Source organism: Mycobacterium sp. E802 (genome assembly GCF_001666875.1).
Classification (GTDB): domain Bacteria; phylum Actinomycetota; class Actinomycetes; order Mycobacteriales; family Mycobacteriaceae; genus Mycobacterium.
The window spans coordinates 108,485-131,064 of sequence record NZ_LZJD01000015.1; the positions used below are offsets into that span (position 1 = coordinate 108,485).

The 22,580-nt window shown below is 66.6% G+C and carries 23 protein-coding genes; 7 read left to right on the forward strand and 16 right to left on the reverse strand.

Annotation, left to right across the window (positions count from 1 at the left end):
• Nucleotides 1-4: 4 nt before the first annotated feature.
• Together meaB and A5699_RS02745 are read right to left on the reverse strand one after the other, a co-directional pair.
• Entirely contained in the window at nucleotides 5-874 is an 870-nt protein-coding gene (gene meaB / locus A5699_RS02740; RefSeq protein ID WP_067764972.1) for a methylmalonyl Co-A mutase-associated GTPase MeaB, read from the reverse strand.
• 11 nt (nucleotides 875-885) lie between these two features.
• Nucleotides 886-2,046, reverse strand: a complete 1,161-nt coding sequence (locus A5699_RS02745; protein ID WP_067764975.1) for a thiolase family protein — start codon at nucleotides 2,044-2,046, stop codon at nucleotides 886-888.
• A 79-nt stretch (nucleotides 2,047-2,125) separates the two neighbouring features.
• Between A5699_RS02745 and A5699_RS02750 the strand changes: the two genes are divergently transcribed.
• Together A5699_RS02750 and A5699_RS02755 are read left to right on the forward strand one after the other, a co-directional pair.
• A complete protein-coding gene (locus A5699_RS02750) occupies nucleotides 2,126-2,890 on the forward strand; it encodes an SDR family NAD(P)-dependent oxidoreductase (RefSeq protein ID WP_067764978.1) in 765 nt (254 codons plus the stop codon).
• A gap of 91 nt (nucleotides 2,891-2,981) precedes the next feature.
• The gene (locus tag A5699_RS02755) at nucleotides 2,982-3,767 is read left to right on the forward strand and encodes an SDR family NAD(P)-dependent oxidoreductase (RefSeq protein WP_067764981.1); all 786 of its coding nucleotides are present in this window, start codon (nucleotides 2,982-2,984) and stop codon (nucleotides 3,765-3,767) included.
• Between the two features lie 75 nt (nucleotides 3,768-3,842).
• Here the strand turns inward: A5699_RS02755 and A5699_RS02760 are convergent, their stop codons facing one another.
• The 4 genes from A5699_RS02760 to A5699_RS02775 are packed head-to-tail and all read right to left on the reverse strand — an operon-like array spanning nucleotide 3,843 to nucleotide 7,877.
• Entirely contained in the window at nucleotides 3,843-4,607 is a 765-nt protein-coding gene (locus A5699_RS02760) for an enoyl-CoA hydratase/isomerase family protein (protein WP_067764984.1), read from the reverse strand.
• Nucleotides 4,608-4,611: 4 nt separating this feature from the next.
• On the reverse strand, nucleotides 4,612-5,703 hold the full coding sequence (locus A5699_RS02765) for an acyl-CoA dehydrogenase family protein (protein WP_067765070.1): 1,092 nt from the start codon (nucleotides 5,701-5,703) through the stop codon (nucleotides 4,612-4,614).
• Nucleotides 5,690-6,520: an acyl-CoA dehydrogenase family protein gene (locus tag A5699_RS02770; protein WP_067764987.1), complete on the reverse strand. Its 831-nt coding sequence runs from the start codon at nucleotides 6,518-6,520 to the stop codon at nucleotides 5,690-5,692. The genes A5699_RS02765 and A5699_RS02770 overlap by 14 nt, the downstream gene beginning before the upstream one ends.
• Nucleotides 6,498-7,877, reverse strand: a complete 1,380-nt coding sequence (locus A5699_RS02775) for a class I adenylate-forming enzyme family protein (RefSeq protein ID WP_067764990.1) — start codon at nucleotides 7,875-7,877, stop codon at nucleotides 6,498-6,500. Before A5699_RS02775 ends, A5699_RS02770 begins: the two co-directional genes overlap by 23 nt.
• 152 nt (nucleotides 7,878-8,029) lie before the next feature.
• Between A5699_RS02775 and A5699_RS02780 the strand changes: the two genes are divergently transcribed.
• Entirely contained in the window at nucleotides 8,030-8,341 is a 312-nt protein-coding gene (locus A5699_RS02780) for a 2Fe-2S iron-sulfur cluster-binding protein (protein ID WP_067764993.1), read from the forward strand.
• Nucleotides 8,342-8,396: 55 nt separating this feature from the next.
• On the opposite strand, the gene A5699_RS02785 is transcribed toward A5699_RS02780, so the two are convergent.
• The 4 genes from A5699_RS02785 to A5699_RS02800 all read right to left on the reverse strand — a co-directional run bounded on the left by A5699_RS02785 (nucleotide 8,397) and on the right by A5699_RS02800 (nucleotide 12,502).
• Nucleotides 8,397-9,458, reverse strand: a complete 1,062-nt coding sequence (locus A5699_RS02785; protein ID WP_067764996.1) for a CaiB/BaiF CoA-transferase family protein — start codon at nucleotides 9,456-9,458, stop codon at nucleotides 8,397-8,399.
• Between the two features lie 73 nt (nucleotides 9,459-9,531).
• Nucleotides 9,532-10,488, reverse strand: coding sequence for an LLM class F420-dependent oxidoreductase (locus A5699_RS02790; RefSeq protein ID WP_067764999.1), 957 nt, complete (start codon nucleotides 10,486-10,488; stop codon nucleotides 9,532-9,534).
• A gap of 1 nt (nucleotide 10,489) precedes the next feature.
• The gene (locus A5699_RS02795) at nucleotides 10,490-10,912 is read right to left on the reverse strand and encodes a cobalamin B12-binding domain-containing protein (RefSeq protein ID WP_067765002.1); all 423 of its coding nucleotides are present in this window, start codon (nucleotides 10,910-10,912) and stop codon (nucleotides 10,490-10,492) included.
• The gene (locus tag A5699_RS02800) at nucleotides 10,913-12,502 is read right to left on the reverse strand and encodes a methylmalonyl-CoA mutase family protein (protein ID WP_067765005.1); all 1,590 of its coding nucleotides are present in this window, start codon (nucleotides 12,500-12,502) and stop codon (nucleotides 10,913-10,915) included.
• Between the two features lie 268 nt (nucleotides 12,503-12,770).
• Between A5699_RS02800 and A5699_RS02810 the strand changes: the two genes are divergently transcribed.
• From A5699_RS02810 to A5699_RS02820, 3 genes are read left to right on the forward strand one after another with little or no spacing between them, the layout of a single operon-like run.
• Entirely contained in the window at nucleotides 12,771-13,619 is an 849-nt protein-coding gene (locus tag A5699_RS02810) for an NAD(P)-dependent oxidoreductase (RefSeq protein WP_067765011.1), read from the forward strand.
• Nucleotides 13,616-15,112 (forward strand): class I adenylate-forming enzyme family protein, encoded by a 1,497-nt coding sequence (locus A5699_RS02815; protein ID WP_067765014.1) that lies wholly within the window; start codon nucleotides 13,616-13,618, stop codon nucleotides 15,110-15,112. The genes A5699_RS02810 and A5699_RS02815 overlap by 4 nt, the downstream gene beginning before the upstream one ends.
• On the forward strand, nucleotides 15,109-15,411 hold the full coding sequence (locus A5699_RS02820; RefSeq protein ID WP_067765017.1) for a hypothetical protein: 303 nt from the start codon (nucleotides 15,109-15,111) through the stop codon (nucleotides 15,409-15,411). Before A5699_RS02815 ends, A5699_RS02820 begins: the two co-directional genes overlap by 4 nt.
• 215 nt (nucleotides 15,412-15,626) lie before the next feature.
• Here A5699_RS02820 and A5699_RS02825 read toward each other — a convergent pair whose 3' ends face one another.
• The 6 genes from A5699_RS02825 to A5699_RS02850 all read right to left on the reverse strand — a co-directional run bounded on the left by A5699_RS02825 (nucleotide 15,627) and on the right by A5699_RS02850 (nucleotide 21,903).
• Nucleotides 15,627-16,364: an SDR family NAD(P)-dependent oxidoreductase gene (locus A5699_RS02825; RefSeq protein WP_067765020.1), complete on the reverse strand. Its 738-nt coding sequence runs from the start codon at nucleotides 16,362-16,364 to the stop codon at nucleotides 15,627-15,629.
• Nucleotides 16,365-16,417: 53 nt separating this feature from the next.
• On the reverse strand, nucleotides 16,418-17,494 hold the full coding sequence (locus A5699_RS02830; RefSeq protein ID WP_067765022.1) for a phosphotransferase: 1,077 nt from the start codon (nucleotides 17,492-17,494) through the stop codon (nucleotides 16,418-16,420).
• Nucleotides 17,491-18,693 carry a cytochrome P450 gene (locus A5699_RS02835; protein ID WP_067765025.1) on the reverse strand — a complete coding sequence of 401 codons (1,203 nt, stop codon included), beginning with the start codon at nucleotides 18,691-18,693 and terminating at the stop codon, nucleotides 17,491-17,493. Before A5699_RS02835 ends, A5699_RS02830 begins: the two co-directional genes overlap by 4 nt.
• Before the next feature lie 114 nt (nucleotides 18,694-18,807).
• Nucleotides 18,808-19,821, reverse strand: a complete 1,014-nt coding sequence (locus A5699_RS02840) for a LacI family DNA-binding transcriptional regulator (RefSeq protein ID WP_067765028.1) — start codon at nucleotides 19,819-19,821, stop codon at nucleotides 18,808-18,810.
• Complete coding sequence (locus tag A5699_RS02845; RefSeq protein ID WP_067765031.1) at nucleotides 19,818-21,152, reverse strand: MFS transporter; 1,335 nt, start codon at nucleotides 21,150-21,152, stop codon at nucleotides 19,818-19,820. The genes A5699_RS02840 and A5699_RS02845 overlap by 4 nt, the downstream gene beginning before the upstream one ends.
• A gap of 85 nt (nucleotides 21,153-21,237) precedes the next feature.
• The gene (locus tag A5699_RS02850; RefSeq protein WP_231965544.1) at nucleotides 21,238-21,903 is read right to left on the reverse strand and encodes a hypothetical protein; all 666 of its coding nucleotides are present in this window, start codon (nucleotides 21,901-21,903) and stop codon (nucleotides 21,238-21,240) included.
• A 111-nt stretch (nucleotides 21,904-22,014) separates the two neighbouring features.
• Between A5699_RS02850 and A5699_RS02855 the strand changes: the two genes are divergently transcribed.
• Nucleotides 22,015-22,580 (forward strand): nucleoside/nucleotide kinase family protein (locus tag A5699_RS02855; protein ID WP_067765034.1); only part of this gene is annotated, 566 nt, incomplete at its 3' end.

Sequence of the window (22,580 nt, forward strand, 5' to 3'; positions counted from 1 at the left end):
CCGGTCAGTCGGCGAACAACTGCTCGGCAGCGGTGTACGGATCGGTGGTGCCGTCGGCCACGGCCGCGGCCAACCGGTCCAACTCAGCGTGATTGCGCAACAAGGTCTGTGCCAGGGACAAGATCTGGGTGCGGGCCCGGGCGGTGCGCCGTTGCCTGGTGTCGGTGCGATGATGCGCGTCGATGACCTCGACCAGTTCGGCCAGACCCTCACCTTGTGCCGCAACGAGTTTGAGCACCGGGACGCTCGCTTCGGTCCGCAGGTCCCGAACCGTCTGATCGGCGCCGTCCCGGTCGGCCTTGTTGACCACCACCAGATCGGCAACCTCCAGTAGGCCCGCCTTGGCGGCCTGCACCGCATCACCGGCGCCGGGGTTGAGGATCACCACCGTCGGGTCGGCGATCGCCGCGATCTCGATCTCCGACTGCCCCACCCCGACGCTCTCCAGCACGATCAGGTCATAGGCCAGTGCGGCCAACAGCCGGATCGCCGCGGGCACGGCGGCGGCCAGGCCACCGAGATGCCCGCGAGTGGCCACCGACCGGATGAGTACGTCGGGATCGTTGATATGGGCGGCCATCCGGATCCGATCGCCCAGCAGGGCGCCGCCGCTGTACGGCGAGGACGGATCCACCGCGAGCACCGCGACCCGCAGACCGCGCTCGCGATAGGCCCCGACGAGCGCCCCGACCGTCGTCGACTTGCCGGCACCGGGTGGTCCGGTGATGCCGATGACACGCGGGGAAGCCGGTCCCAGAACCGCGAGAACCTCGTCGCGGCGGTCGCTTTCGACCAGACTCAGCAACCGCCCGACGGCGCGTTGGGATCCGCCGCGGGCGGCGATGATGAGCTCGTCGATGTTGTGATTCGTCATTACGGTCGACACTACGGCGAAGGCACCTCGATGACCGTCGCCGAGCCCATGCCGCCCCCGGCGCACATCGCGGCCACACCGATACCGCCACCGCGCCGGCGCAGCTCGTGAACCATGGTGGCCAGCATCCGCGCCCCGGTGGCCGCCACCGGATGGCCGAGCGAGCAGCCGCTACCGCTGACGTTGACGATCTCGGGATTGATGTCGAGCAGTTTGACGGTGGCCACACACATCGCGGCGAAGGCCTCGTTGATCTCGAACAGATCGACGTCTGTCAGCGAAAGCCCGGCCCGGCCAAGCGCTTTGGTGATCGCCTCGACAGGTGCCAGTCCGGTGGAAGCCGGGTCGACACCGACAGAGGCCCACGATTTGATGGTGGCCAGGGCCGGTAGGCCGAGCTCGTCGCTGGCGATGGTCAGCAGTGCCGCGGCGTCGTTGGCACCGCATGCATTGCCGGCGGTGATCGAGAATCCCTGGATCTCGGGATGCAACGGCTTGAGCGCGGCCAGTTTCTCCAAGGTGGTGTCACGGCGGGGATGCTCATCGGTGTCGAACAGGCCGTGTGGCGTATCGATCGCGACGATCTCCTCCTTGAACCGACCCTCATCGATCGCCGCGATGGCCTTGCGATGCGACTCCAGCGCCCACTGGTCCATCTCCTCACGGCTCACGTCGGCCTTGACCGCCGCGTTCCAGCCGACCGTGATCGACATGTCCATGTTCGGCGCGTCGGGCCGGTCCGGGTGCGTGGGCGGGAACCAGTTGACCCACTCGGCATCCTTGGCGCTGCTCGCGGCTCGCATGAAGCGCGGTGAGGTGGACGCCGAGTTCACCCCACCAGCCAGGACCAGCCGGTCCATTCCGGCCCGGATGCCGGCGGCCGCAGTCTGCACGGAGGCCTGCCCGGCGGCGCAGTGCCGGTTGTTGGCCAGGCCGGGCACCGTGGTGAGCCCGGCGGTGATGGCGGCATGGCGCGCGACGACGCCGCCGCCGTAGAGGCCCTCACCCAGGATCAGGTCGTCGATCTGGTCGGTGAATTCGGCCGGGATGGTGTCCAACGCCGCCCGCACCACGTGATCAGCCAGGGTATATGCGTCCGTGTCGCGCAGCGTGCCCTTCTTGGCCGTACCGATGGGTGTGCGTAACGCGGACACGATGACGGCTTCGGGCATTGATCGACTCCCTGGTTAACACGATATGAGAATGTTATTCTCTCAGCCAGAGAGTCCTAGTTGCAAGAAGGGGAACCATATGCAAATCGCCGGTAGCTCCGCGATCGTCGTCGGCGGTGCGGGTGGCCTGGGGGAAGCAACTGTCCGTCGTCTCCAGGCCGCGGGCGCGAAGGTCGTCGTCGCGGATCTGGCCGACGAGAAGGGCGCGGCCCTGGAGAAGGAACTCGGCGTGCGGTATGTGAGCACCGACGCCACCTCCGAGGAATCGGTGCTCGCGGCCATCGCCGAGGCCGAAGCCCTCGGCCCGCTGCGCATCTCGGTGGACACCCACGGCGGGCCCGCCAGCGGCGGCCGGCTGGTGGGTAAGGACGGCTCCCCGCTGGACCTCGACGGCTTCAAGAAGACGATCGAGTTCTACCTGACCGCCGTGTTCAACGTGATGCGGTTGTCGGCCGCCGCGATCGCCAAGACCGAGCCGTTGGAGGAGGGTGGCCGCGGCGTCATCGTCAACACGGCCTCGATCGCCGGTTACGAAGGCCAGATCGGTCAGCTGCCCTATTCCGCCGCCAAGGGCGGCGTACTCGGCATGACGCTGGTGGCCGCGCGCGATCTGTCGCCGTTGGGTATTCGGGTGTGCACCATCGCGCCGGGCACGATCAACACGCCGGCCTACGGCAAGGCCGCCGATCAGCTGGAACAGTACTGGGGACCGCAGGTGCCGTTCCCCAAACGCATGGGCCGCTCGACCGAATACGCCCAGCTGGCACAGAGCATCATCGAAAACGACTACCTCAACGGCGAGATCATCCGCCTCGACGGGGCGTTGCGCTTCCCGCCCAAGTGATGGTGGCGGTGTTGCCCCCGTCACTGGCCGAGCGTGCGTGTCTGCCGGCGGAAACGCCGGTGCTGAGCAGCATTTCGGGCACACTCGACCTATGACGAACGTGGCCGAAACGTCGACTCACGGCGACGCGACATCCGGAAGTCTCGACGGGAAAGTCGCCTTCGTGGCGGGAGCCAGCCGCGGGATCGGCGCCACGATCGCGGCGGCGTTGGCCGCCGAAGGCGCCGCCGTGGCCGTGGCCGCCCGCTCCGAACAACCCGGCAAGCTACCCGGCACCATCGGATCGGTGGCTGAGGCCATCAACGCTTCGGGCGGTCGGGCGCTGCCGGTCGCCTGCGACGTCACCGACGAGCAATCGGTGAACAAGGCTGTGGCCACGGCGGTTTCAGAGTTCGGCGGAATCGACATCCTGGTGGCCAATGCCGGCGTGCTGTGGCTGGGGCCGGTCGAGACCACGCCCCTCAAGCGCTGGCAACTGTGTCTGGACGTCAATCTCACCGGGGTGTTCCTGGTGACCAAGGCCGTCATCCCCGAGGTACGCAAACGCGGCGGTGGCTCGCTTATTGCGATCACCACGACCGGAGTCGACATGATCGAGCACGGCTCGAATGCCTATTGGGTGTCCAAGGCCGCGGCCGAACGTCTCTACCTCGGCCTGGCCGCCGATCTGCGCGGCGACAACATCGCGGTCAACTGTCTGAGCCCGTCACGCGTGGTGCTGACCGAAGGCTGGCACGCCGGCGGCAGCGGGTTGAAGATCCCGCCGGAAATGGTCGAGCCGCCCGAGGCGATGGGCCGCGCCGCCGTGCGGTTGGCGGGTCAAGATGCCGGCGGTGTCACCGGTACCGTCCAGCGTTCCGAGGCGCTCACCTTATGACGCCGAGCAGACGCAAAACCGCACATTTCCGCTGGGAAATGTGCGGTTTTGCGTCTGCTCGCGGGGAAACGGAACTCAGTTCTTGGCGATCAGGCCGTCGACGATCCGGTTGAAGTCCGCCGTGCCGAACGACACGTACTCAGCGAGGTTGGCGTAATCCAGCGACGCCATCACCTGCTGCTCGAGTTGGATGTTCATCAGCCGCTTGGTCGCCTCGACCGCCTGCTTGGGCAGGTCGATCAACTTCTTGGCACAGGCAATCGCCTCCGAGAGCGGGTCGGCCACAACATGATTGGCCAGGCCCAGCTCCAGGGCCCGCTGCGCTTTGATCCGCACGCCGGTCAGCGCGAACTCCTTGGCCTGCAACAGGCTGATCTGCGAGCCCCACACCAGCGGACCACCGTCGGCGGCCACCAGACCGATCTGCACGTGCGGATCGGCGAAGTGCGCGGTCTCGGCCATGTAGACGACATCCGACAGCGCGGCCAGGCTGCAGCCCAGCCCGACCGCCGGACCGTTCACGGCCGCGATCACCGGGATGCGGCAGCGCACCATACCGATGACGAGGTCACGGCCGTGCTTGATCGTCTTCTGCCGCAACGCTTCGTCGCGCCGAAGCTCGTCGAGGTAGTTGAAGTCACCACCGGCCGAGAACGCACGTCCGGCACCGGTGATCACCGCGGCCCGCGCGTCGGCGTCCTCGTTGAGCTCCTCCCAGATCCTCGCCAGCCCGACATGCAGGTTGTCGTTGACGGCGTTGAGCGCATCCGGGCGGTTCAACGTGATGATGCGCAGCGCACCGTCGGCCTGCACATCGATTTCATCGGGCATTCCGTACATGTATCTAGACCCCCAGTCCGAGGATTCGTGACGCGATGATGTTCTTCTGGATCTGCGACGTGCCGCCCATGACGCTCTGCGCCCGGCTGTACAGGTACGCCTCGAGCAGTTCTGGGTCCTTCGTCCCCGTCACCGAGAGCGCGGCGTGCCCGACGGATTGCTCGACCCAGGTCATGAGCAGCTTGTCCAGCGAACCATTCGGACCGTGGGTAATGCCGTCGAGCTGCTCGGACAGCCGCCGGCGCACATGCAGCCGCAGCATCTCCGCCTGCACCCCGGCCCACGCCAGATCCTCCGGCGCCTTGCCGTCGCCGACACGGGAAGCCATCTCCCGCACCAGCTTTCCGTACCGGGCCGAGTACCCCAGGGTCGACGGTTCCCGCTCATGGCTGACGACGGTCATGGCCAGGCGCCAGCCGACGCCGGGTTCACCGACCATGTTCGCGGCCGGCACGACGGCGCCGTCGAAGGCCACCTGCCCGAACTCGGTCGTCACACCGTTGATCATCTGCAGCGGCCGCTGCTCGATGCTGTCCTGGTGCATCGACACGATGAACGCCGAAATGCCTTTATGCTTGGCCACATCCTTGTCGGTGCGGGCCAGCACCAGACACCAGTCGGCCACGTCGGAGTAGCTGGTCCAGATCTTGTGCCCGGTGATGATGTAGTTGTCGCCATCACGGACCGCGGTGGTGGTCAACGACGCCAGATCCGAGCCCGCGCCCGGCTCTGAAAAGCCCTGGCACCAGCGCTCGGTCCCGTTGATCATCCCCGGCAGGAACCGCTGCTGCAGCTCCTTGCTGCCGTGGTGCCCCAGGCCGACGACCAGGTAGCCCAGGCTCGGGCGGGGCGGGGCGCCGGCCCGGGCCAGCTCCTCGTCGACGATGACGTCATAGACCGGCGGCAGATCCTGGCCACCGAATTCCTTGGGCCACGAGGTACCGAAAAAGCCTGCGGCGTAGAGGGCTTGGTGCCACTCCCCCATCCGGGCCCAGTAATCGTCACCGGACGCCTTGAAGGAGGCGGCGTTGTCGGCCAGCCAGGACCGCAGCCGGTCCCGGAAGGCTGCTTCCTCGGATGAATCACGAAAGTCCAAGATCACTGACCTCCAAGTCCTCTAACTTGACGGGCCACAACTCGGTGGCCACAAGCACCCGGCGCAGGAATACGTGCGCCAGGCATTCCCAGGTATTGCCGATACCGCCGTGCACCTGGATCGCGGTCTCGCACACCGTGCGTGCGGCTCGAGCGCAGTAGACCTTCGCGATCTTGCCGGCCCGCACCGCTTCCTCGGCCGGCAGTTCGTCAACGGCCCACGCCGCATGACGCAGCACGCTGATCGACCCCTCGATCAAGGCCAACCCCTCGGCCAGCAGATGCGCTATGGCCTGATACGAGCCGATCGTGGAGCCGTACTGCTCACGAACTTTGGCGTAGTCGACGGCCAGCGCATGTGCGCCGCGGGCGGCGCCCACCAGATCTGCGCTGGTGGCCGCCAACGCCAAAGCCTTCCAGCGCAGCGCATCTTCGGCCGACAACTCCCCGAGTTCGGCCGGCGATTCCACCACGCCCACCGTGCTGTGGGTCAGATCCACACCGGCGGTGGCGGCCTCGTCGACCCCGACCGGAACCGCCCGGTCCAGGCGACGACTCAGATCATCGGCGAGCACCGGCCCGAGGAACGGCACGTCGACCAGGCCGCGGGCGAACTCCTCGGCGATGATCGCCACTTCCACGCCGGAGGCCCCGTCGGACCGCAGGGTGCGCCATTCTGTCGCGGCGACCGTGCTTTCCAGCCGGGAGATCCGACCCTTATCCGCCAATTCTCCGACCGCATCCGGTCCGAGGTCATCGGCCAGTTTCGCTGCGGCCTCTCGCAGCTGCTGCTGTTCAGACGTCAGACGAACGTCCATGCCGCTCCTTCAGCACTCGTCGCAATACCTTTCCGGAAGGTAACCGCGGTATCTCGGTTACGAACTCCACGCGGCTGGGCCGCTTGTACGAGGCCAGCCGCTCACCGACCAGGTCGATGAGCTCCTCGGCCGACACCGCTGAGCTTGTCCTCACGGCGGCCACCACGGCCTCGCCGTCAGCCGCATCGGCCACGCCGAACACGGCACAGTCGTCGACCGAAGGATGCCCGTGCAGCACCGCCTCGACTTCGGCCGGCGCGACCTGAAATCCGCGGACCTTGACCATCTCCTTGGAGCGGTCGGTGATGTGCAGGTAACCGTCGTCATCGAGGTATCCGAGGTCACCGGTGCGGTACCACCGGTCGCAGAACACGTCGGCCGTGGCTTCGGCGGGCAGGTAGCCGGCCATCACCGACTCCGACCGCACCTGGATCTCGCCGTCGTCGCCGATGCGGACGTCGACGCCGCGTACCGGGGTCCCGACGGTGTCGATCCGTGTGGCGTCCAGCGGATTACAGGCAATCACCGGGAGTTCGGTGGTGCCGTATGCGGTCAGCCACCGCACCCCGGCCCGTTCGGTGACGGTCTCGGCGACACTGCGGGTCACCGGGGTGGCACACCACATCACGTAGCGCAGCGAGGACAGATCGTAGCGTTCCAGCTGCGGGTGGCCGGCCAGAGCCAAAGCTATTGGCGCCACGGCCATTTCGATCGTGATCCGGTCGGATTCGATGTGCCGCAACATGGTGTCGACGTCGAAGCGGCGGTGCAGCCGCATCCACGCGCCGGTGTCGAGCACCATCGCGATGTTGAGCAATCCGAGAATGTGTGACGGCGGCGTCATGATCTGCATCCGGTCGGCACTGGTGAACCCCAGCGCGTCGCGCCAGTGCTCGATGGCCGCGGCGAATCCGCGATGGGTGTGCCGCACCGCCTTGGGCAGGCCGGTGGTTCCCGAGCTGAAGACGAACAGCGCGTCGGAGTCCGGGTCAGGGGCGTCGAACTGCCGGAGGCCGGGTGTGATCGGCTCGTCCAGGTGCAGCATCGGCATCTGCGCTGCCAGCACGTCGTGGTCACCCACGGCATGGCCGGGCGCGGTCAGCGCCAGGACGTGGGCCACCTCGGTCGATTTCCAAGCCGGGCTGATCAGCACGGCCGTCGCCCCCAGGCCCCAGATCGCCCGCAACGCCACGACGAACTCCGGACGGTTGGACGACATCATGGCCACCCGATCGCCGGCGCGCACCCCTCGATGTTCCAGCGTGGTGGCCATCCCGCTGGTCAGCGCGTCGAGATCAGCCAACGTGTACTCGATGTCGTCGAAGGCGAGCACGGCGCGGGTATCGGTGACAGTCACCGAACTCGACCCCGCTGGCACATCGCACCGACCTTTCCGTGAAGACTGCCAAGTGAGTCCCGGCGAACACCTCAGCCGGGTTGAGAGGATACTATCATTTATGGAGAATGGTATTCTCTCTAAGTCAGAATGATAGTGCACAGGGGAGTCACATGACCGCAGAACCGATGGCCGGCAGCGACGCGGACGGCAAGGTCACCATCGTGTTCGACCGCGAGCAGTTGTCCGTGCCGCGCAGACCCGGCGAAACCCTGCTGGAGAGCGCGCGTCGTGCCGGTATGACCCCGCCGTTCTCGTGCGAGGCCGGCAACTGCGGCACCTGCATGGCAAAGCTCCTTGAGGGCACCGCCACCATGCGCGTCAACGACGCCCTCGACGACGACGAGGTGGCGGAAGGGTACGTACTGACCTGCCAGGCCGTCCCGGACTGTGATGCGGTGACGGTTTCCTACGACGAAGACTGAGCGCGTGGCCGGTGACTGCGCCGGTTTCCACCGCAGGGTCGCAGAATCCAAACGATCATGACCCTGGTGCAGAAACCGGCGACGGCTGTCCGTACTCGTCGAACGCCGGTGCGGGCCGGTAGTCCGGCGTGTAACCGGAGACGTGCACCGGGGTCCCGACCAGCCGAAAGTCCCCCGCCGTCACCAGCATCTCGGGTGTCGCCTCCAAGGCCTGCGGCAGCGTACGCACCGCGGCCGCCGGGATTCCCAACGGCTTGAGCCGCGATTCCCAGCCGGCTGCGGTATCGGTGGCCAACGCCGCCGTCACCACGTCGAGGACCTCGTCACGACGCGCGGCCCGTTCGGCCATGGTCTCGAAACCGTCGATTCCGGCTTCTCCGGCGAAGGACTTCCAGAATCCGTCGTGGGTGACGAACAATGCGAGGTAGCCGTCGGCGGTCGGGAACAGCTGTGCCGGAACATAATACGAATGCGCACCGAACGGGTGGCGGCGCGGCTCGACACCGTCGTTGAGGTAGGCCGCCGCCCGATAGTTCAGCTGCGAGAGCATCACGTCGCGCAACGAGACATCCACCTGGCCGCCCTCGCCCGAGACGATCATCGCCAACAGTCCCAGCGCGGCGGTCAGCCCCGTGGAGTTGTCCGCCGACGAGTAGCCCGGCAGCGTGGGCGGACCGTCCGGGTCTCCGGTCATCGCCGCCACGCCCGTGGCGGCCTGGATGACGTAGTCGAAGGCCGGGTCATCTCCCCCGTCCAGCCCGAAGCCGGTCATCGCGACGCAGACCAGCTTGGGGTTGACGCGGCGCAGAGTTTCGTAGGTGAGACCGAGGCGGCGGATCACCGACGGCTTCATGTTCACCAGCAACGCATGCGAATCCGCCACCAGCTCATGCAGTTTCGCCTGTCCCGCTTCCGAGGCCAGGTCCAGGCAGATGCTGCGCTTGCCGCGGTTGAGGCTGGCAAAGTAGCTGTCGCTCACCTGTCGGGAGATCTCTCCACCCGGCGGCTCGACCTTGATCACCTCAGCGCCGAGGTCGGCCAGCATCATGGTGGCGTAGGGCCCGGCCAGCATGACGCCGACCTCGATGATGCGGACGCCCGCAAGAGGGCCCGTCATTTCGCCGAGACTACGGTTTTTGGCGTGATGGGGCCGAGAAGTCGCCACAAAGCGTCGTTTCGGCGATGGCGGGTCATCGCACGGCCTTGGCGAGTTCGGCGATCACCTCACGCGTCCGGTACTTCGAAGCGATCAGCTCGTCACGGGTCTCCCCGATTGGCAGCAACCGCACCGACAGGTCCGTCACACCCGCATCGGCGAACTGCTTGAACCGTTTGAGGATGGATTCCTCATCCCCCGCGGCGCACAGGTCCCCGACATTGCGGGCCTCACCCCGGTCCAGCAACCGCTGATAGTTCGGAGAGGTCTCGGCCTCGGCCAGGATGCGGTTGGCCCGCTCCTTGGCTGCCTCGATCTCGGAGTTGGCGCACAGCGTGACGGGGATGCCGGCGACGATACGCGGCGCGGGCTTTCCGGCCTCCGCGGCGGCCTTGTTGATCTTCGGTGCGATGTGCTCGCCGATCGCCTTCTCGTCGGCCATCCACAGCGAGGTACCGTCGGCGTGTTCACCGGCGATCTGCAACATCACCGGGCCGAGCGCGGCCACCAACACCGGCATCGGGGTTTCTGCGCCGAGCGCGGTGGGGTTGTGCACGGTGAAGTGATCGTTCTCGACGTCGACCGGACCGGGCCCGGCAATCGCGGCATTCAACACCTGCAGATAGTCACGCGTGTAGGCGGCCGGCTTGTCGTACGGCAGGCCCAGCATGTCCCGGATGATCCAGTGGTGCGACGGCCCCACCCCCAGCGCCAACCGGCCGTTGGAAATGGCGTGCACCGAAAGCGCCTGCCGGGCAAGGGCAATGGGATGCTGCGCCTGCAGTGGTACCACCGCGGTGCCGAGCTCGATCCGGGTGCTGTGCGAGGCCATCAACGCCACCATGCTCAGCAGGTCGAAGTCGTCGGGCACCTGCGGCATCCAGGCCGTGGCCAGACCCGCAGAGTCGGCCCACTCGATATCGGAGACCAGCTTGGAGACCTTGCGGGCCATGTCGCCGCGCTCGGCCCCGATCATCACACCAAGGCGCATGTCAGTTCGCTTTCTCGGTCAGGGCACGAACATCGGTCACCAGAGTCTCCAGCGAGGTACCGGTCGGGAAGACCGCAGCCGCACCGGCATCCAGAAGTTTCTGGACGTCGGACTGCGGGATGGTGCCGCCGACGACGACGGCGATGTCCCCGGCGTCGGCGGCCCGCAGCGCCTCGACGGTGCGCGTGGTCAGCGCGACGTGTGCCCCGGACAGGATCGAAAGACCCACCAGGGCAACGTCTTCCTGCAGCGCGATCGACACGATGTCCTCGATGCGTTGACGGATGCCGGTGTAGATGACCTCGAATCCGGCGTCGCGCAGGGTACGTGCGACGATCTTGGCGCCGCGGTCATGACCGTCGAGCCCCGGCTTTGCGACAAGCACGCGGGCCGGGCGGGCTTGGGTGGGAGCGGATTCAGCCATCTAGAACACCACCGGCTGCTGGAACTCGCCCCACACCGATTTCAACGTCGACACCATCTCTCCCACTGTGCAATACGCGTTGGCGCAGTCGATCAGCCGGTGCATCAGGTTGTCGTCTCCTTCGGCACCTCTGGCCAACGCGGCCAATGTTTCTTTGACCGCGACGTCGTCACGTTCGGCCTTGACCTTCGACAGTCGCTTGAGCTGCAGATCGCGCCCCTCGGCGTCGAGTTCGTACGTCGCGATGTCGGGTGCGGGCTCGTCGACGACGAACTTGTTGACCCCGACCACAGGCCGGGCCCCGGACTCGGTCTCCTGGTGGATCTTGAACGCCTCGTCGGCGATCAGGCCCTGCAGGTAACCGTCCTCGATGCACCGGACCATCCCGCCGTGCTTCTCCAGGTCGTCCATGATCTCGATGATCTTGGCCTCGGTGGCATCGGTGAGTGCCTCGACGAAGTACGACCCGCCGAGCGGATCGGCCACCTTCGTCACCCCGGTCTCGTAGGCCAGGATCTGCTGGGTGCGCAGCGCCAACGTGGCCGACTCCTCCGACGGCAGCGCGAACGGCTCATCCCAGGCCGCGGTGAACATCGACTGCACACCGCCGAGCACGGCGGCCATGGCCTCGTACGCGACCCGCACCAGGTTGTTCTGGGCCTGGGGCGCATACAGCGACGCACCGCCGGCCACACAGCCGAACCGGAACATCGAGGCCTTGTCCGTGGTCGCGCCGTAGCGTTCCCGCACGATCGTGGCCCAGCGACGACGGCCGGCCCGGTACTTCGCGATCTCCTCGAAGAAGTCACCGTGGGTGTAGAAGAAGAACGAGATCTGCGGCGCGAACTTGTCGATCGTCATCCGGCCGCGCTCGACGACCGTGTCGCAGTAGGTGACGCCATCGGCCAGGGTGAACGACATCTCCTGGATGGCGTTGGCTCCGGCGTCGCGGAAGTGCGCGCCGGCCACCGAGATCGCGTTGAACCGCGGCACCTCGGCGGCACAGAACTCGATGGTGTCGGCGATCAGGCGCAGCGACGGCTCGGGCGGCCAGATCCAGGTGCCACGGGAGGCGTACTCCTTGAGGATGTCGTTCTGGATGGTGCCGGTGAGTTTCTCGCGCGGCACACCTTTCTTCTCCGCCGCCGCGACGTAGAACGCCAGCAGGATGGCCGCGGTGCCGTTGATGGTGAAGCTGGTGCTGATCTTGTCCAGTGGGATGCCATCGAACAGAATCTCGGCGTCGGCCAGGGTGTCGACAGCGACGCCGACGCGGCCGACTTCTTCGCCGTACTCCTCGTCGTCGGAGTCGTAGCCACATTGGGTCGGCAGGTCCAACGCCACCGACAGGCCCGTACCGCCCTGATCGAGCAGGTAGCGGTATCGGCGGTTGGATTCCTCGGCGGTGCCGAAGCCCGAATACTGGCGAAACGTCCAGGTCTTGCCGCGGTAGCCGGAGGCGAAGTTGCCGCGCGTGAAGGGATAGGTCCCCGGCGCCGGCGGCTCGACCGCACGGTCACTCGGTCCGTAGACCGGTTCCAGCGGAATACCAGACGGAGTCTCTACCGGAGGGACAGGTTGCTCGCTCATCAGTGGATAACGTACTTGCTAAAAATGAGAATGCCAATACCGCACAGGGGAAATGTGGGGCGTGTACTGGTCGGGAACGCTGCGACCTGCGTCCCGAGGACCGGCGCCGCCAGCGCCGAACCGATGTGGTGAGCGACGATTCCAAGGGCGCCGATCGACCCGATTACGAGACTTGCTAAAAATGAGAATGCCAATACCATTTGGGTACGGTTGACAGTACCGTTGACGACGGCGCAACAGCGGGTTGCTGCGCTCGACGAGGAGGACCATGTCCAGCCAGCAAGAGTCATTCACCGACCGCACGCTGGTCGTGTCCGGCGGTAGCCGCGGAATCGGCCTGGCCATCGCGCTCGGCGCCGCCCGCCGCGGGGCCAACGTCGTGCTGCTGGCCAAGACCGCCGAGCCCCATCCGAAGCTCCCCGGCACCGTTCACACCGCGGTCGCCGACGTCGAGGCCGCCGGCGGCAAGGGCGTCGCGGTGGTGGGCGACGTACGTAAAGAAGAGGATGTGGCCCGCGCCATCGAGACTGCCGTCGAGCACTTCGGCGGCGTCGACATCGTGATCAACAACGCCAGCGCCATCGCCACCGAACCCACCGAGGCCCTGTCGGCCAAGAAGTTCGACCTGATGATGGACATCAACGTCCGCGGCACGTTCCTGCTCACCAAGGCCGCGCTGCCGCACCTACGCAAGTCCACGAACCCGCATGTGCTGACGCTGGCCCCGCCGATGAACATGAACCCCTACTGGCTGGGCGCCCACCCGTCCTACACCTTGTCCAAGTACGGCATGACGCTGCTGTCTCTTGGCTGGGCATCCGAATATGCCGATGCGGGCATCGGTTTCAGCTGCCTGTGGCCCGAGACCTACATCGTCACCTCCGCGGTCACAAACCTTGCCGACGGGCAGAACCTGGCGCAGTCCTCCCGCAAGCCCGAGATCATGGCCGACGCGGCCGTGGAGATCCTGTCGCGCCCGGCCGCCGAGGTGAACGGCAAGACATTCATCGACTCCGAGGTGCTCACCGAGTCCGGCGTCACCGACCTCTCGCGCTACGGCGGCGGGGACAATCCGATCATCGACATCTTCATCGACGCGCCGGGGCAGGGCCTGTGAGCATCTCACTGCTGCTGGAGATGGCGGTATCGGGCGGGCCCGACCGCACCGCCGTCGTGTCCGACGACCTCCGTCTGACCACCCAGGAGGTCAGCGACCTGGCCGACGGCGGTGCCGGCGTCATCGCCGCCTCCGGGGCCGCGCACGTGGCGTATGTGGGCACCGGCGGCGCGCTGCTGCCACTGCTGCTGTTCGCCTCCGCGCGCGCCGCCGTCCCGTTCACCCCGCTCAACTACCGGCTGAGCCGCGACGGTCTGCACGAGTTGATCGAACGCCTGCCCGATCCCCTGGTGGTCGCCGACGCCGAATACGCCGACGTGGTCGCCGGAGCGGGCAAGCAGGTCATCACCTCTGACGAGTTTCTCGCCGCAGCACGCGAAACGGAACCTGCCGCCGAATTCGCCGATCCCGACGCCGTCGCGGTCGTGCTGTTCACCTCGGGTACCACCTCACGTCCCAAGGCCGTCGAGCTCACCCACAACAATCTGACCAGCTACATCACTGGAACCGTCGAATTCGCCTCTGCCGCAGAGGAAGACGCGGCGCTCATCTGTGTTCCGCCGTATCACATCGCCGGCGTCAGCGCGGCCATGTCGAACCTGTACGCCGGCCGCAAGATGGTCTACCTGCGGCACTTCGACGCCGACAGGTGGGTGCAGCTGGTCCGCACCGAGGGCGTCACGTCGGCCACCGTGGTGCCGACGATGCTGGATCGCATCGTCACCGCCCTCGAGGCTGCCGGCGTCGAGCTGCCCACCTTGCGCAACCTGGCCTACGGCGGCTCGAAGGTGGCGCTGCCCCTGGTCCGCAAGGCACTGCAACTGCTGCCGAACGTCGGCTTCGTCAACGCCTACGGCCTCACCGAAACCAGCTCCACCATCGCCGTTCTCGGCCCCGACGATCACCGCGAGGCGCTGGCGGCCGACGACGCGGCTGCGGCCCGCCGGCTCGGCTCCGTCGGCCAGGTGGTGCCCGGTATCGAGGTGCAGATCCGTGCCGAGGACGGCACTGTGCTGGGCGCCGGGGAGACGGGTGAACTGTTCGTCCGCGGCGAGCAGGTGTCGGGTCGTTACACCGACATCGGATCGGTGCTCGACGCCGAGGGCTGGTTCCCCACCAAAGACGTCGCCATGCTCGACGAGGCCGGCTACCTGTTCATCGGCGGGCGTTCCGACGACACCATCATCCGCGGCGGGGAGAACATCGCCCCGGCCGAGATCGAGGACGTGCTCGTCGAGCATCCCGAGGTCCGCGACGTAGCCGTCGTCGGCCCCGAGGATCCCCAGTGGGGACAGATCATCGTGGCGGTCGTGGTTCCGGTGGAGGGCACCTCACCCGACCCCGACGCGTTGCGGGATCATGTCCGCAAGCAACTACGCGGATCGCGCACCCCGGACCGGGTGGTGTTCCGCGACGAACTGCCCACCAACCCGACCGGCAAGGTCCTGCGCCGCCAACTCGTCGACGAACTCGTCTCTAAGGAGCCAGCATGATCAAAAACGGTACCCGCCTCCAGAGCCAGGTCTGTGACACCCAGGTCATCGTGGTGCGCAGCGCCGACAGCCTCGACGATCTGCGTGCCGGCGGGGTGGCCATGATCGCCCTGGATGCCGAAAAAGACTCCGACGCAACGCTCGACCCGGCGTTCTCCGACGGCAACCTGATGGGCAAGCGCTACGTCGACGAGGGTGGTGCGGAGGTCCTCGTCACCAAGGCCGGCGCCGGCACGCTGTCGATCGGTGACACCGCGCTCAACCTCAAGGAAGCCAAGCCGCTGCCCGCCAGCGACTAGGTCGGCCGCGGGTCTTCCGGATGAATCCCGCATAGGTGCGCCGCGACGCGCCTGGACGTCGGAGGCCGTCGCATCTGGACGCCCAGGCAACTATCCCTTTCAGCACGCTGTGACGAGTGTGTACCTTCTCGAGAAATACCGCGTTGTCACAACAGGAAGCTACACATTCGCCACAGCGTCCCGTAAGGACTACCGCGCCGGACAACCCGTCCGTCTCACGCGTGACGGCTGGTCACTCCCCCGTCGACGACCAACTGCGTACCGGTGATGAACGACGCCTTCGGTGACATCAGGAACGCCACGGCGGACCCGATCTCATCCGGCTGCCCGAGCCGGCCCAGCGGCGCGGCCTGCTCGAAGCTCGCCCGGATCTCCTCGACGTCCAACGCGATCTGGAGCATCGGGGTCTGGATGAAGCCGGGACACACCGCGTTGACGCGAATACCCAACGGCCCCAACTGAGCAGCCATCGACCTCGTCATGCCGAGCAGCCCAGCCTTTGACGCGCAGTAGGCCGGGATGAACGGATTGGCAGCCAGGCCTTCGATGCTCGAGATGCCGACCACCGCGGGTGACCCACCATCTTTCGCGGACTTCTCCAGATGCGGCAACAACAACTGCATCAGCAGCGCTTGGGCCCGCAGGTTCACATCGAGCACGGCGTCCCAGGATTCCTCGGTGTAGGCGCCGACCGGTTCGGCCAGCACCCGGCCCGCCGCGTGTACCAGCCCGTCGATCCCGTCGAGCGCCTGGGCTGCCTCCTCGACCGCCGCTGCCAGTGCATCGGTGTCACACACATCGATCACCGCGAAGGGCATACCCAACGCCCCGGCCACATCGCGGACCTCGGGAGCGATGTCCCACAACGAAACCCGTCGTCCGTCCGCGATCAGTGCCTCCGCACTGGCCCGACCGATCCCTGACGCTGCACCTGTTACCACCACACCTGTCATGCCGGACAGGTTAGGTGCACGCACCGCGCGGCGGGCGATTTTGGTTATAGCGGCTAATCGATGAGATCGGCCAGCGCCTGCGCCGTCTGCAAATCCTCGTAGGCGGCCGAATAGCGTTGCGCCAGCGCCAGGGCGATGTCCGGGCGCTGCCACAGCTCGCCCGCGCTGGCGGTGGCCAGCCACGTCATCAGGCCGTGCGCCACCGAGGCGCGGTACCGCAACCAGATCTCGTCGGGCGACGGCAGCTCCTCGGCCGGCAGGCCGAGAGCGTCCCGGTACTCCTCCAGAAGCTGACGCTCGGCCACCCGCCGGTCCTCGGTGGTCAGGGCGCCTTGCAGGAAGTAACCGAGATCCAGCGAGAAGTTGCCGTGACGGGCCACCTGCCAGTCCAAGAAGCCGACATCCCCGTCGGGCACCACATAGGTGTTCCCGATATGCGGGTCACCGTGCAGGAGAGTCTGCGAAGCGCCTGGAGCGGTGAGGGTGCGGATGAAGGGCTTCCAAATGCGCTCCACCAGTTGGTCGATGCTCAACGCGTGCACCGAGGCGGGGGCGTCGTCACCGAGACGCTCCAGCGCTGCGGGCAACGGAGCCCACTGCATGCCGTCCCATGGCTCGAACGGCTCGAGCCAGCCCAAACCCGGCCGGCGCACCCGCTCACCCCAGAACGCACCGTGCAGCCGAGCCAGGCCGCGCACGCCCTGGGCGGCCTGTTCCACCGTCAACGGCCTGGTGGCATCACGCGGATCGGCGGCGCGAGCGGTGAGGTCCTCCATGACCAGCACGAAATCCTCGCCGGCCTCGTCGATCGGGGCGCAGTACACGACCGGATGTTCCAGCGGCAGCTCGACCTTCGAGTTGAACAACCGCGGCTCGTGCAACAGCCCGCTGGTGTACTTGATCATTTCCTTGTGACCGGGGTCGACGGCCTTGGCGAACACCGTGGCCGGACCAGCAGGCCCGGGCTTGTACGTGACCGACAGGCGCGCACGACGGTTGGTGCCGTCGTCACGCATGTCGACGGACACACTGTCCACCACCGCATCCGGGTGATGGTCGGCCAACGCGGCCGTCAACCACTCCGGTGTGACGTCGGCCCAGTCCTTGGGGACGGTCAGCGCGGCGGTCACGGGATGAATGCCGGCATCGAATCCCAGCCTCGGACAGTCGAAGTCGGCGACAGCACGGCGTTGTCGAGATCGACGTCCCACTCCGGGAACCGCTTGAGCATCTCCTCCAGGGCGATCCGCCCCTCCAGCCGCGCCAACGCCGATCCCAGGCAGTAATGGGTGCCCACGCTGAACGCCAGGTGCTGGCGCTGTTCGCGGTGGATGTCGAAAACCTCACCGTCGGGCGGGAACTGGCGGCTGTCGCGGACGGCCGCACCGATCAGCATCATCATCACGCTGCCTTCGGGAACGGTCTGGCCGTGGAACTCGACGTCGCGGGTCACGTAGCGGGCCACATGCGGCGCCGGCGGTTCGAACCGCAGGAGCTCCTCGATCGCCTGCGGGATCAGCGCCGGGTTCTCCACCAGCTGCCGGCGCTGATCCGGGTGTTCGGCGAGTACCTTTGCCGCCCAACCGATCAGCCGGGTGGTGGTCTCGTTACCCGCTCCGGCCACCACGTTGATGTAGATGAGCAGTTCCTCGCGGGTGAGCTTACGGGTGACGCCGTGCTCATCGGTGAAGTCGACGTTGAGCAGATCCGTCATGATGTCGTCGGACGGATTGTCCTTGCGCCAGTCGATGTAAGTCTCGAAGATCGAGCCGTCGACCAGACCCTCTTGCGCGGCTTTCATCGGCTTGCCGGCCTCGGTGCGCAGTTGTTCGTTGCCGTGGTCGCGGATCATTTCCTGGTCGTCTTCGGGAATGCCCAGCAGGGCACTGATGACCCGCATCGGCATGATCGCTCCGAAATCCTTGATGAAGTCGATCTTTCCGGTACCGACCAGCGGGTCCAGCGACTGCGCGCAGAATTCCCGGATCTTGGGTTCCAGCGCATTGATCTTGCGTGGGGTGAACATCCGCGACAGCAGTTTGCGGTGCACGGTGTGGATCGGCGGATCCTCGAAAATCAAAGCCCCTGAAGGGATATCGATGTTGGCCTTGATCAGTTCGATGATCGCGCCGCGAGCCGAGCTGAAGGTCTCGTGGTCGACGAGCCCCTTGTTGACATCGGCGAACCGGCTCAATGCGTAGAAGTCGTGTTGCTCGTTGTAGTAGAGCGGGGACTCCTCGCGGAGTCGAGCGAACGTCGGATACGGGTTGGCGTTGATCTCGACGTCGTAGGGGTCGAAGTACACGTCACTGGTGGTGCTCACACTCACGGCGGTCCACCTCTCTGAGGGCTGCGGAGAGTTACTTACCCGCGTAAGTTACACGTCGAGTCGACCACGGGACAAGGCCCAATACGGTTACGGCTTTCCGTTCAGGTGTAATGCTCAGGTGCTGTCGCGCACGATGAGTGCGGCCGGGTCGCTGCCCTCGGCGTCAGCGACCGTGGGATACCCGAGTTCGGCCATCATGGCCGGCACCGCGGCATCGACGATCGTCTTGGCGTCGAACACGACCGACGTCAGCGGCGGGGAGCTCACCGCGCCCAGCGGTATCGCGTCCACCCCCATGACTGCGAGGTCGTCCGGACACCGGAAGCCGGCCTCGCGCATCCCGTGTAGCACCACGAACGCGGTCTCGTCGCTCTGCGCGCACACGGCCGTCACACCCGCCGACACCCACGTCGACACCACCCCGGCCGCGTCGGATCCATCGGTGGCCACGCTCCCGACCTCGATCTCGGGCAAACCGTGCTCGCCTGCGGCCACCCGCAGACCGGACAACCAGTAGTCACCGAGTGGTCGCAGGACCTCGGCGCCGGAGTAGGCGAAGGCCAACCGGGTGTGGCCGCGCGACATGAGGTGCTCCACCCGCATCGCTCCGACGGTCCGATGCAACGACCCGAGCGCACGCAGCTTTTCGCTGCCCAGGTAGATCTGCGGGATCTTCGCGGCCTCGACCGCCGCCGCTGCGGCGCCGGTCAACGGAAACACGCCGGCCACAGCGACGGGGTTGAGGTTGGCCACCGCGTCGACGATGTTCTGCCCGTCGTCGGTCTCGAGCTGCATCGACAGCACAATGCCGTGCCGGCCGAGCGCCGTGGTCAGGCGACTGCCGACCTCGAGTGGCAACTCGCCGAGGTCCGTCCGCGGCACGATGTAGAGCACCACCCCGCTACCGCCGACCGCGAGATTGCGTGCCGCGAGGTTGGGGCGATAGCCGAGATCAGCCGCGGCCTTGCGCACCGCTGCCTGGGTCTGCTCCGAGATCCGTTGTCCCTCGACATTGTTGAGCACATAACTGACGGTCGCCGTGGAGACGTTGGCCAGCCTGGCCACGTCGGCTTTCGTCGGGCGGAGCCCGACACTACCCCTGGGCGCGCGGCCTTTCGTCGCACTCACGGTGTCATCGTGACACGTTGCTGCCCGGTTGGGCCATCCATGCTCGACAACGCCCGGCCCGCACTCTCGCGCAAGGTCAAGACGGTGAGCACCGAGACGATGCCGGCGGCGACCAGATACAACGCCGGGGCCAGGGCGTTGCCGGTCGCCGCGGTGAGCCAGGTGACGACATACGGTGTGGTCCCGCCGAACACGGCCACCGCGATGTTGTAGCCGATCGAAAATCCGCTGTAACGCACGCGGGTGGCGAACAACTCGACACCGGCGGTGACCGCCGTGGCCACGTACACAGACTCGATGGCGGCCAACAGGCAGTGTCCGGTAATGGCAGCGACCACCGATCCCGTATTCATCAGCAGGAACAGTGGATACGCCAACGCCACGAATCCGGCCGACCCGGCCAGCAGCAGCGGTTTGCGCCCGATCCGGTCGGACAGTGCGGCCAGCGGCAGGATCAGGATCAACGCCACCAGGCTGGCCAGCGTGATCGAGACGAACGCCTCGGTCTTGCTGAAGTGCAACGTCTTGATGAAGTACGTCGGCAGGAAGGTGAAGACGACGTAGTAGCCGACATTGAAGACGATGAACAGGCCGATCACCTGCAAGATCGCGCGGCGTGCGGTGCCCACCGCTTCCCGCAGCGGTGAGGTGGCCACCCGATCGGCGTCGTCGAGTTTGGCGAATTCCGGGGTGTCGTCGAGTCGCAGCCTGATGTAGAGCCCGACCAGGCCCAGCGGCGCGGCGATCAGAAACGGGATCCGCCAGCCGTAGCTCTCCATCGCGTCGGGCGGCAGTAATGCCTGCAGCAGCGTGACGGTCACCGAGCCGAGCAAGAATCCCAGCACTCCCGACCACGCGATGAAAGTGACCGTCAACCCGCGCCGGCGGTCGGTCGCGTACTCCGCGAGATAGACTGCGCCGCCACCATATTCGCCGCCGGCGGAGAACCCCTGCAGGCAGCGCAGCACGAGCAGCAGCAACGGGGCGGCCACACCGATGGTGGCGTAGGTGGGCAGTATCCCGATGCCGAGTGTGGCGGCCGACATCAGCAGGATCACCACGGCGAGAACGCGCTGACGCCCGAACCGGTCCCCCAGCGGACCGAACACGAATCCCCCGAGCGGACGCATGAAGAATGCGGCGGCGAAGATGGCGAAAGTGTTGAGCAGCGCAGCTGTTTCGTTACCGGCCGGGAAGAAATTGGTGGCGATGTAGGTGGCCAGGAAGCCGTAGATGGCGAAGTCGAACCACTCCACCGCGTTGCCGATGGACGCGCCGGTGATGGCCTTGCGCACGGTGCGATCGATACGCGGGTTGCTCTTCGATGACATCAACAGAAAACTCGCCTCTCGGATCGCGAGAGGCGAGTTTATCTCCTCGGTTATGCGCGTAAGCCTCTTTCTGAAGGCCGGCCGGTCACCGCGACGTCGGTGTGACCACCAGATCGGCCCGCACCGCCGTCGGCGCCACCAACCGCGCGTTGGCTTCGTCGACCTCGGCCACCCATCGCCCGGCCGCCACCTCCGACTTTCCGTAGGCGACGTGACGGGCCACCAGGCGGGCTTGTTGTTGGACGGCGTGGCCGTATTCGTGGGCCATCACCGCGACCACGCCCATCTGGCCGAAATATTGTGCGGCAACCGGAATCGCCACGCCGCGATCCCAGGCCAAGACATCGCTCTTGAAGCAGTAGAAGGCGTTGGTCAACCCGACGGTGCTCTCCCCGCAGAGCTCAAGGCCGGGGGACACGTCCGAGTTGAACGACACCACCTGGGAGACGGGCGTGAACTCGCCGGGTAGGGAACCGCCGCGGTAGTTCTGTGACCAGAAATCTTCGATGTCGTCGATCGCGATCAGCGCCAGATCGTCGATCTGGCCGCCATCGGTGTTCTCGGCCTGGCGCCGCGGTGCGGGTGCATCGGGACGGGTGCCGCTGTGGCCGTCGGTCACCGGTAGGCCGCCCACCCGGTCGGGTAGGAACAACATCGAGGTGGCCCGGCCGCCGATCACCGTGGCATCCGCACACCCGGCCAGCAGTACCGCACAACAGGCCAGGCCGATCCACCAGCGAATTCTCGCCAATTGCTCCGCCTTCCGTGCGATACACCTCTGCCAGTTCTACCTCGTCCCCCCGACGTTGGGCACCGGCCGCCGGAGAACTGGCCCGCCGAACTGAGCGACAATGGCACCGCTATGCCCACCTTCGACGAACTCCTGACCCGGGTGTTGGCCCGCGCGGCCGAGCCGGGAACTGCCGTCGTCGGGATCACCGGCGCGCCTGGCGCCGGTAAGTCCACTCTGGCCGAGGCGCTGACTGTCGCCGCCCGCGCCCGGCTCGGCGACGTCGCGGTGGCCCACGTTCCGATGGACGGATTCCACCTGGCCGACGACGAGCTGCGCCGGTTGGGGCGGCTGGACCGCAAGGGGGCGCCCGACACTTTCGACGTTGCCGGCTACGCGGCGCTGCTGCGTCGAATCCGGGCTCGGACGGAGGTGGTCTACGCGCCGGGATTCGAGCGCGACATCGAGCAACCGATCGCCGGCGCGATCCCGGTGTCCCCGGAAGCCGCAGTTGTGCTCACCGAGGGCAATTACTTACTGCTCGATGACCCGGCGTGGTCGACGGTTGCCGCCGAGATCGACGAGACCTGGTTCTGCGCAATCGGAGATGACGAGCGGATCGCCCGCCTGGTGGCCCGTCACGTCGCCTACGGAAAGTCGGAGGTGGCGGCCGGGCGATGGGTGGCCGAGGTCGACGA

Excerpts from the sequence above, each read along its gene's own strand:
- meaB (WP_067764972.1), bottom strand. The coding sequence starts at position 874 with ATGACGAATCACAACATCGACGAGCTCATCATCGCCGCCCGCGGCGGA.
- A5699_RS02745 (WP_067764975.1), bottom strand. The coding sequence starts at position 2,046 with ATGCCCGAAGCCGTCATCGTGTCCGCGTTACGCACACCCATCGGTACG.
- A5699_RS02750 (WP_067764978.1), top strand. The coding sequence starts at position 2,126 with ATGCAAATCGCCGGTAGCTCCGCGATCGTCGTCGGCGGTGCGGGTGGC.
- A5699_RS02755 (WP_067764981.1), top strand. The coding sequence starts at position 2,982 with ATGACGAACGTGGCCGAAACGTCGACTCACGGCGACGCGACATCCGGA.
- A5699_RS02760 (WP_067764984.1), bottom strand. The coding sequence starts at position 4,607 with ATGTACGGAATGCCCGATGAAATCGATGTGCAGGCCGACGGTGCGCTG.
- A5699_RS02770 (WP_067764987.1), bottom strand. The coding sequence starts at position 6,520 with ATGGACGTTCGTCTGACGTCTGAACAGCAGCAGCTGCGAGAGGCCGCA.
- A5699_RS02780 (WP_067764993.1), top strand. The coding sequence starts at position 8,030 with ATGACCGCAGAACCGATGGCCGGCAGCGACGCGGACGGCAAGGTCACC.
- A5699_RS02785 (WP_067764996.1), bottom strand. The coding sequence starts at position 9,458 with ATGACGGGCCCTCTTGCGGGCGTCCGCATCATCGAGGTCGGCGTCATG.
- A5699_RS02790 (WP_067764999.1), bottom strand. The coding sequence starts at position 10,488 with ATGCGCCTTGGTGTGATGATCGGGGCCGAGCGCGGCGACATGGCCCGC.
- A5699_RS02795 (WP_067765002.1), bottom strand. The coding sequence starts at position 10,912 with ATGGCTGAATCCGCTCCCACCCAAGCCCGCCCGGCCCGCGTGCTTGTC.
- A5699_RS02800 (WP_067765005.1), bottom strand. The coding sequence starts at position 12,502 with ATGAGCGAGCAACCTGTCCCTCCGGTAGAGACTCCGTCTGGTATTCCG.
- A5699_RS02810 (WP_067765011.1), top strand. The coding sequence starts at position 12,771 with ATGTCCAGCCAGCAAGAGTCATTCACCGACCGCACGCTGGTCGTGTCC.
- A5699_RS02820 (WP_067765017.1), top strand. The coding sequence starts at position 15,109 with ATGATCAAAAACGGTACCCGCCTCCAGAGCCAGGTCTGTGACACCCAG.
- A5699_RS02825 (WP_067765020.1), bottom strand. The coding sequence starts at position 16,364 with ATGACAGGTGTGGTGGTAACAGGTGCAGCGTCAGGGATCGGTCGGGCC.
- A5699_RS02845 (WP_067765031.1), bottom strand. The coding sequence starts at position 21,152 with ATGTCATCGAAGAGCAACCCGCGTATCGATCGCACCGTGCGCAAGGCC.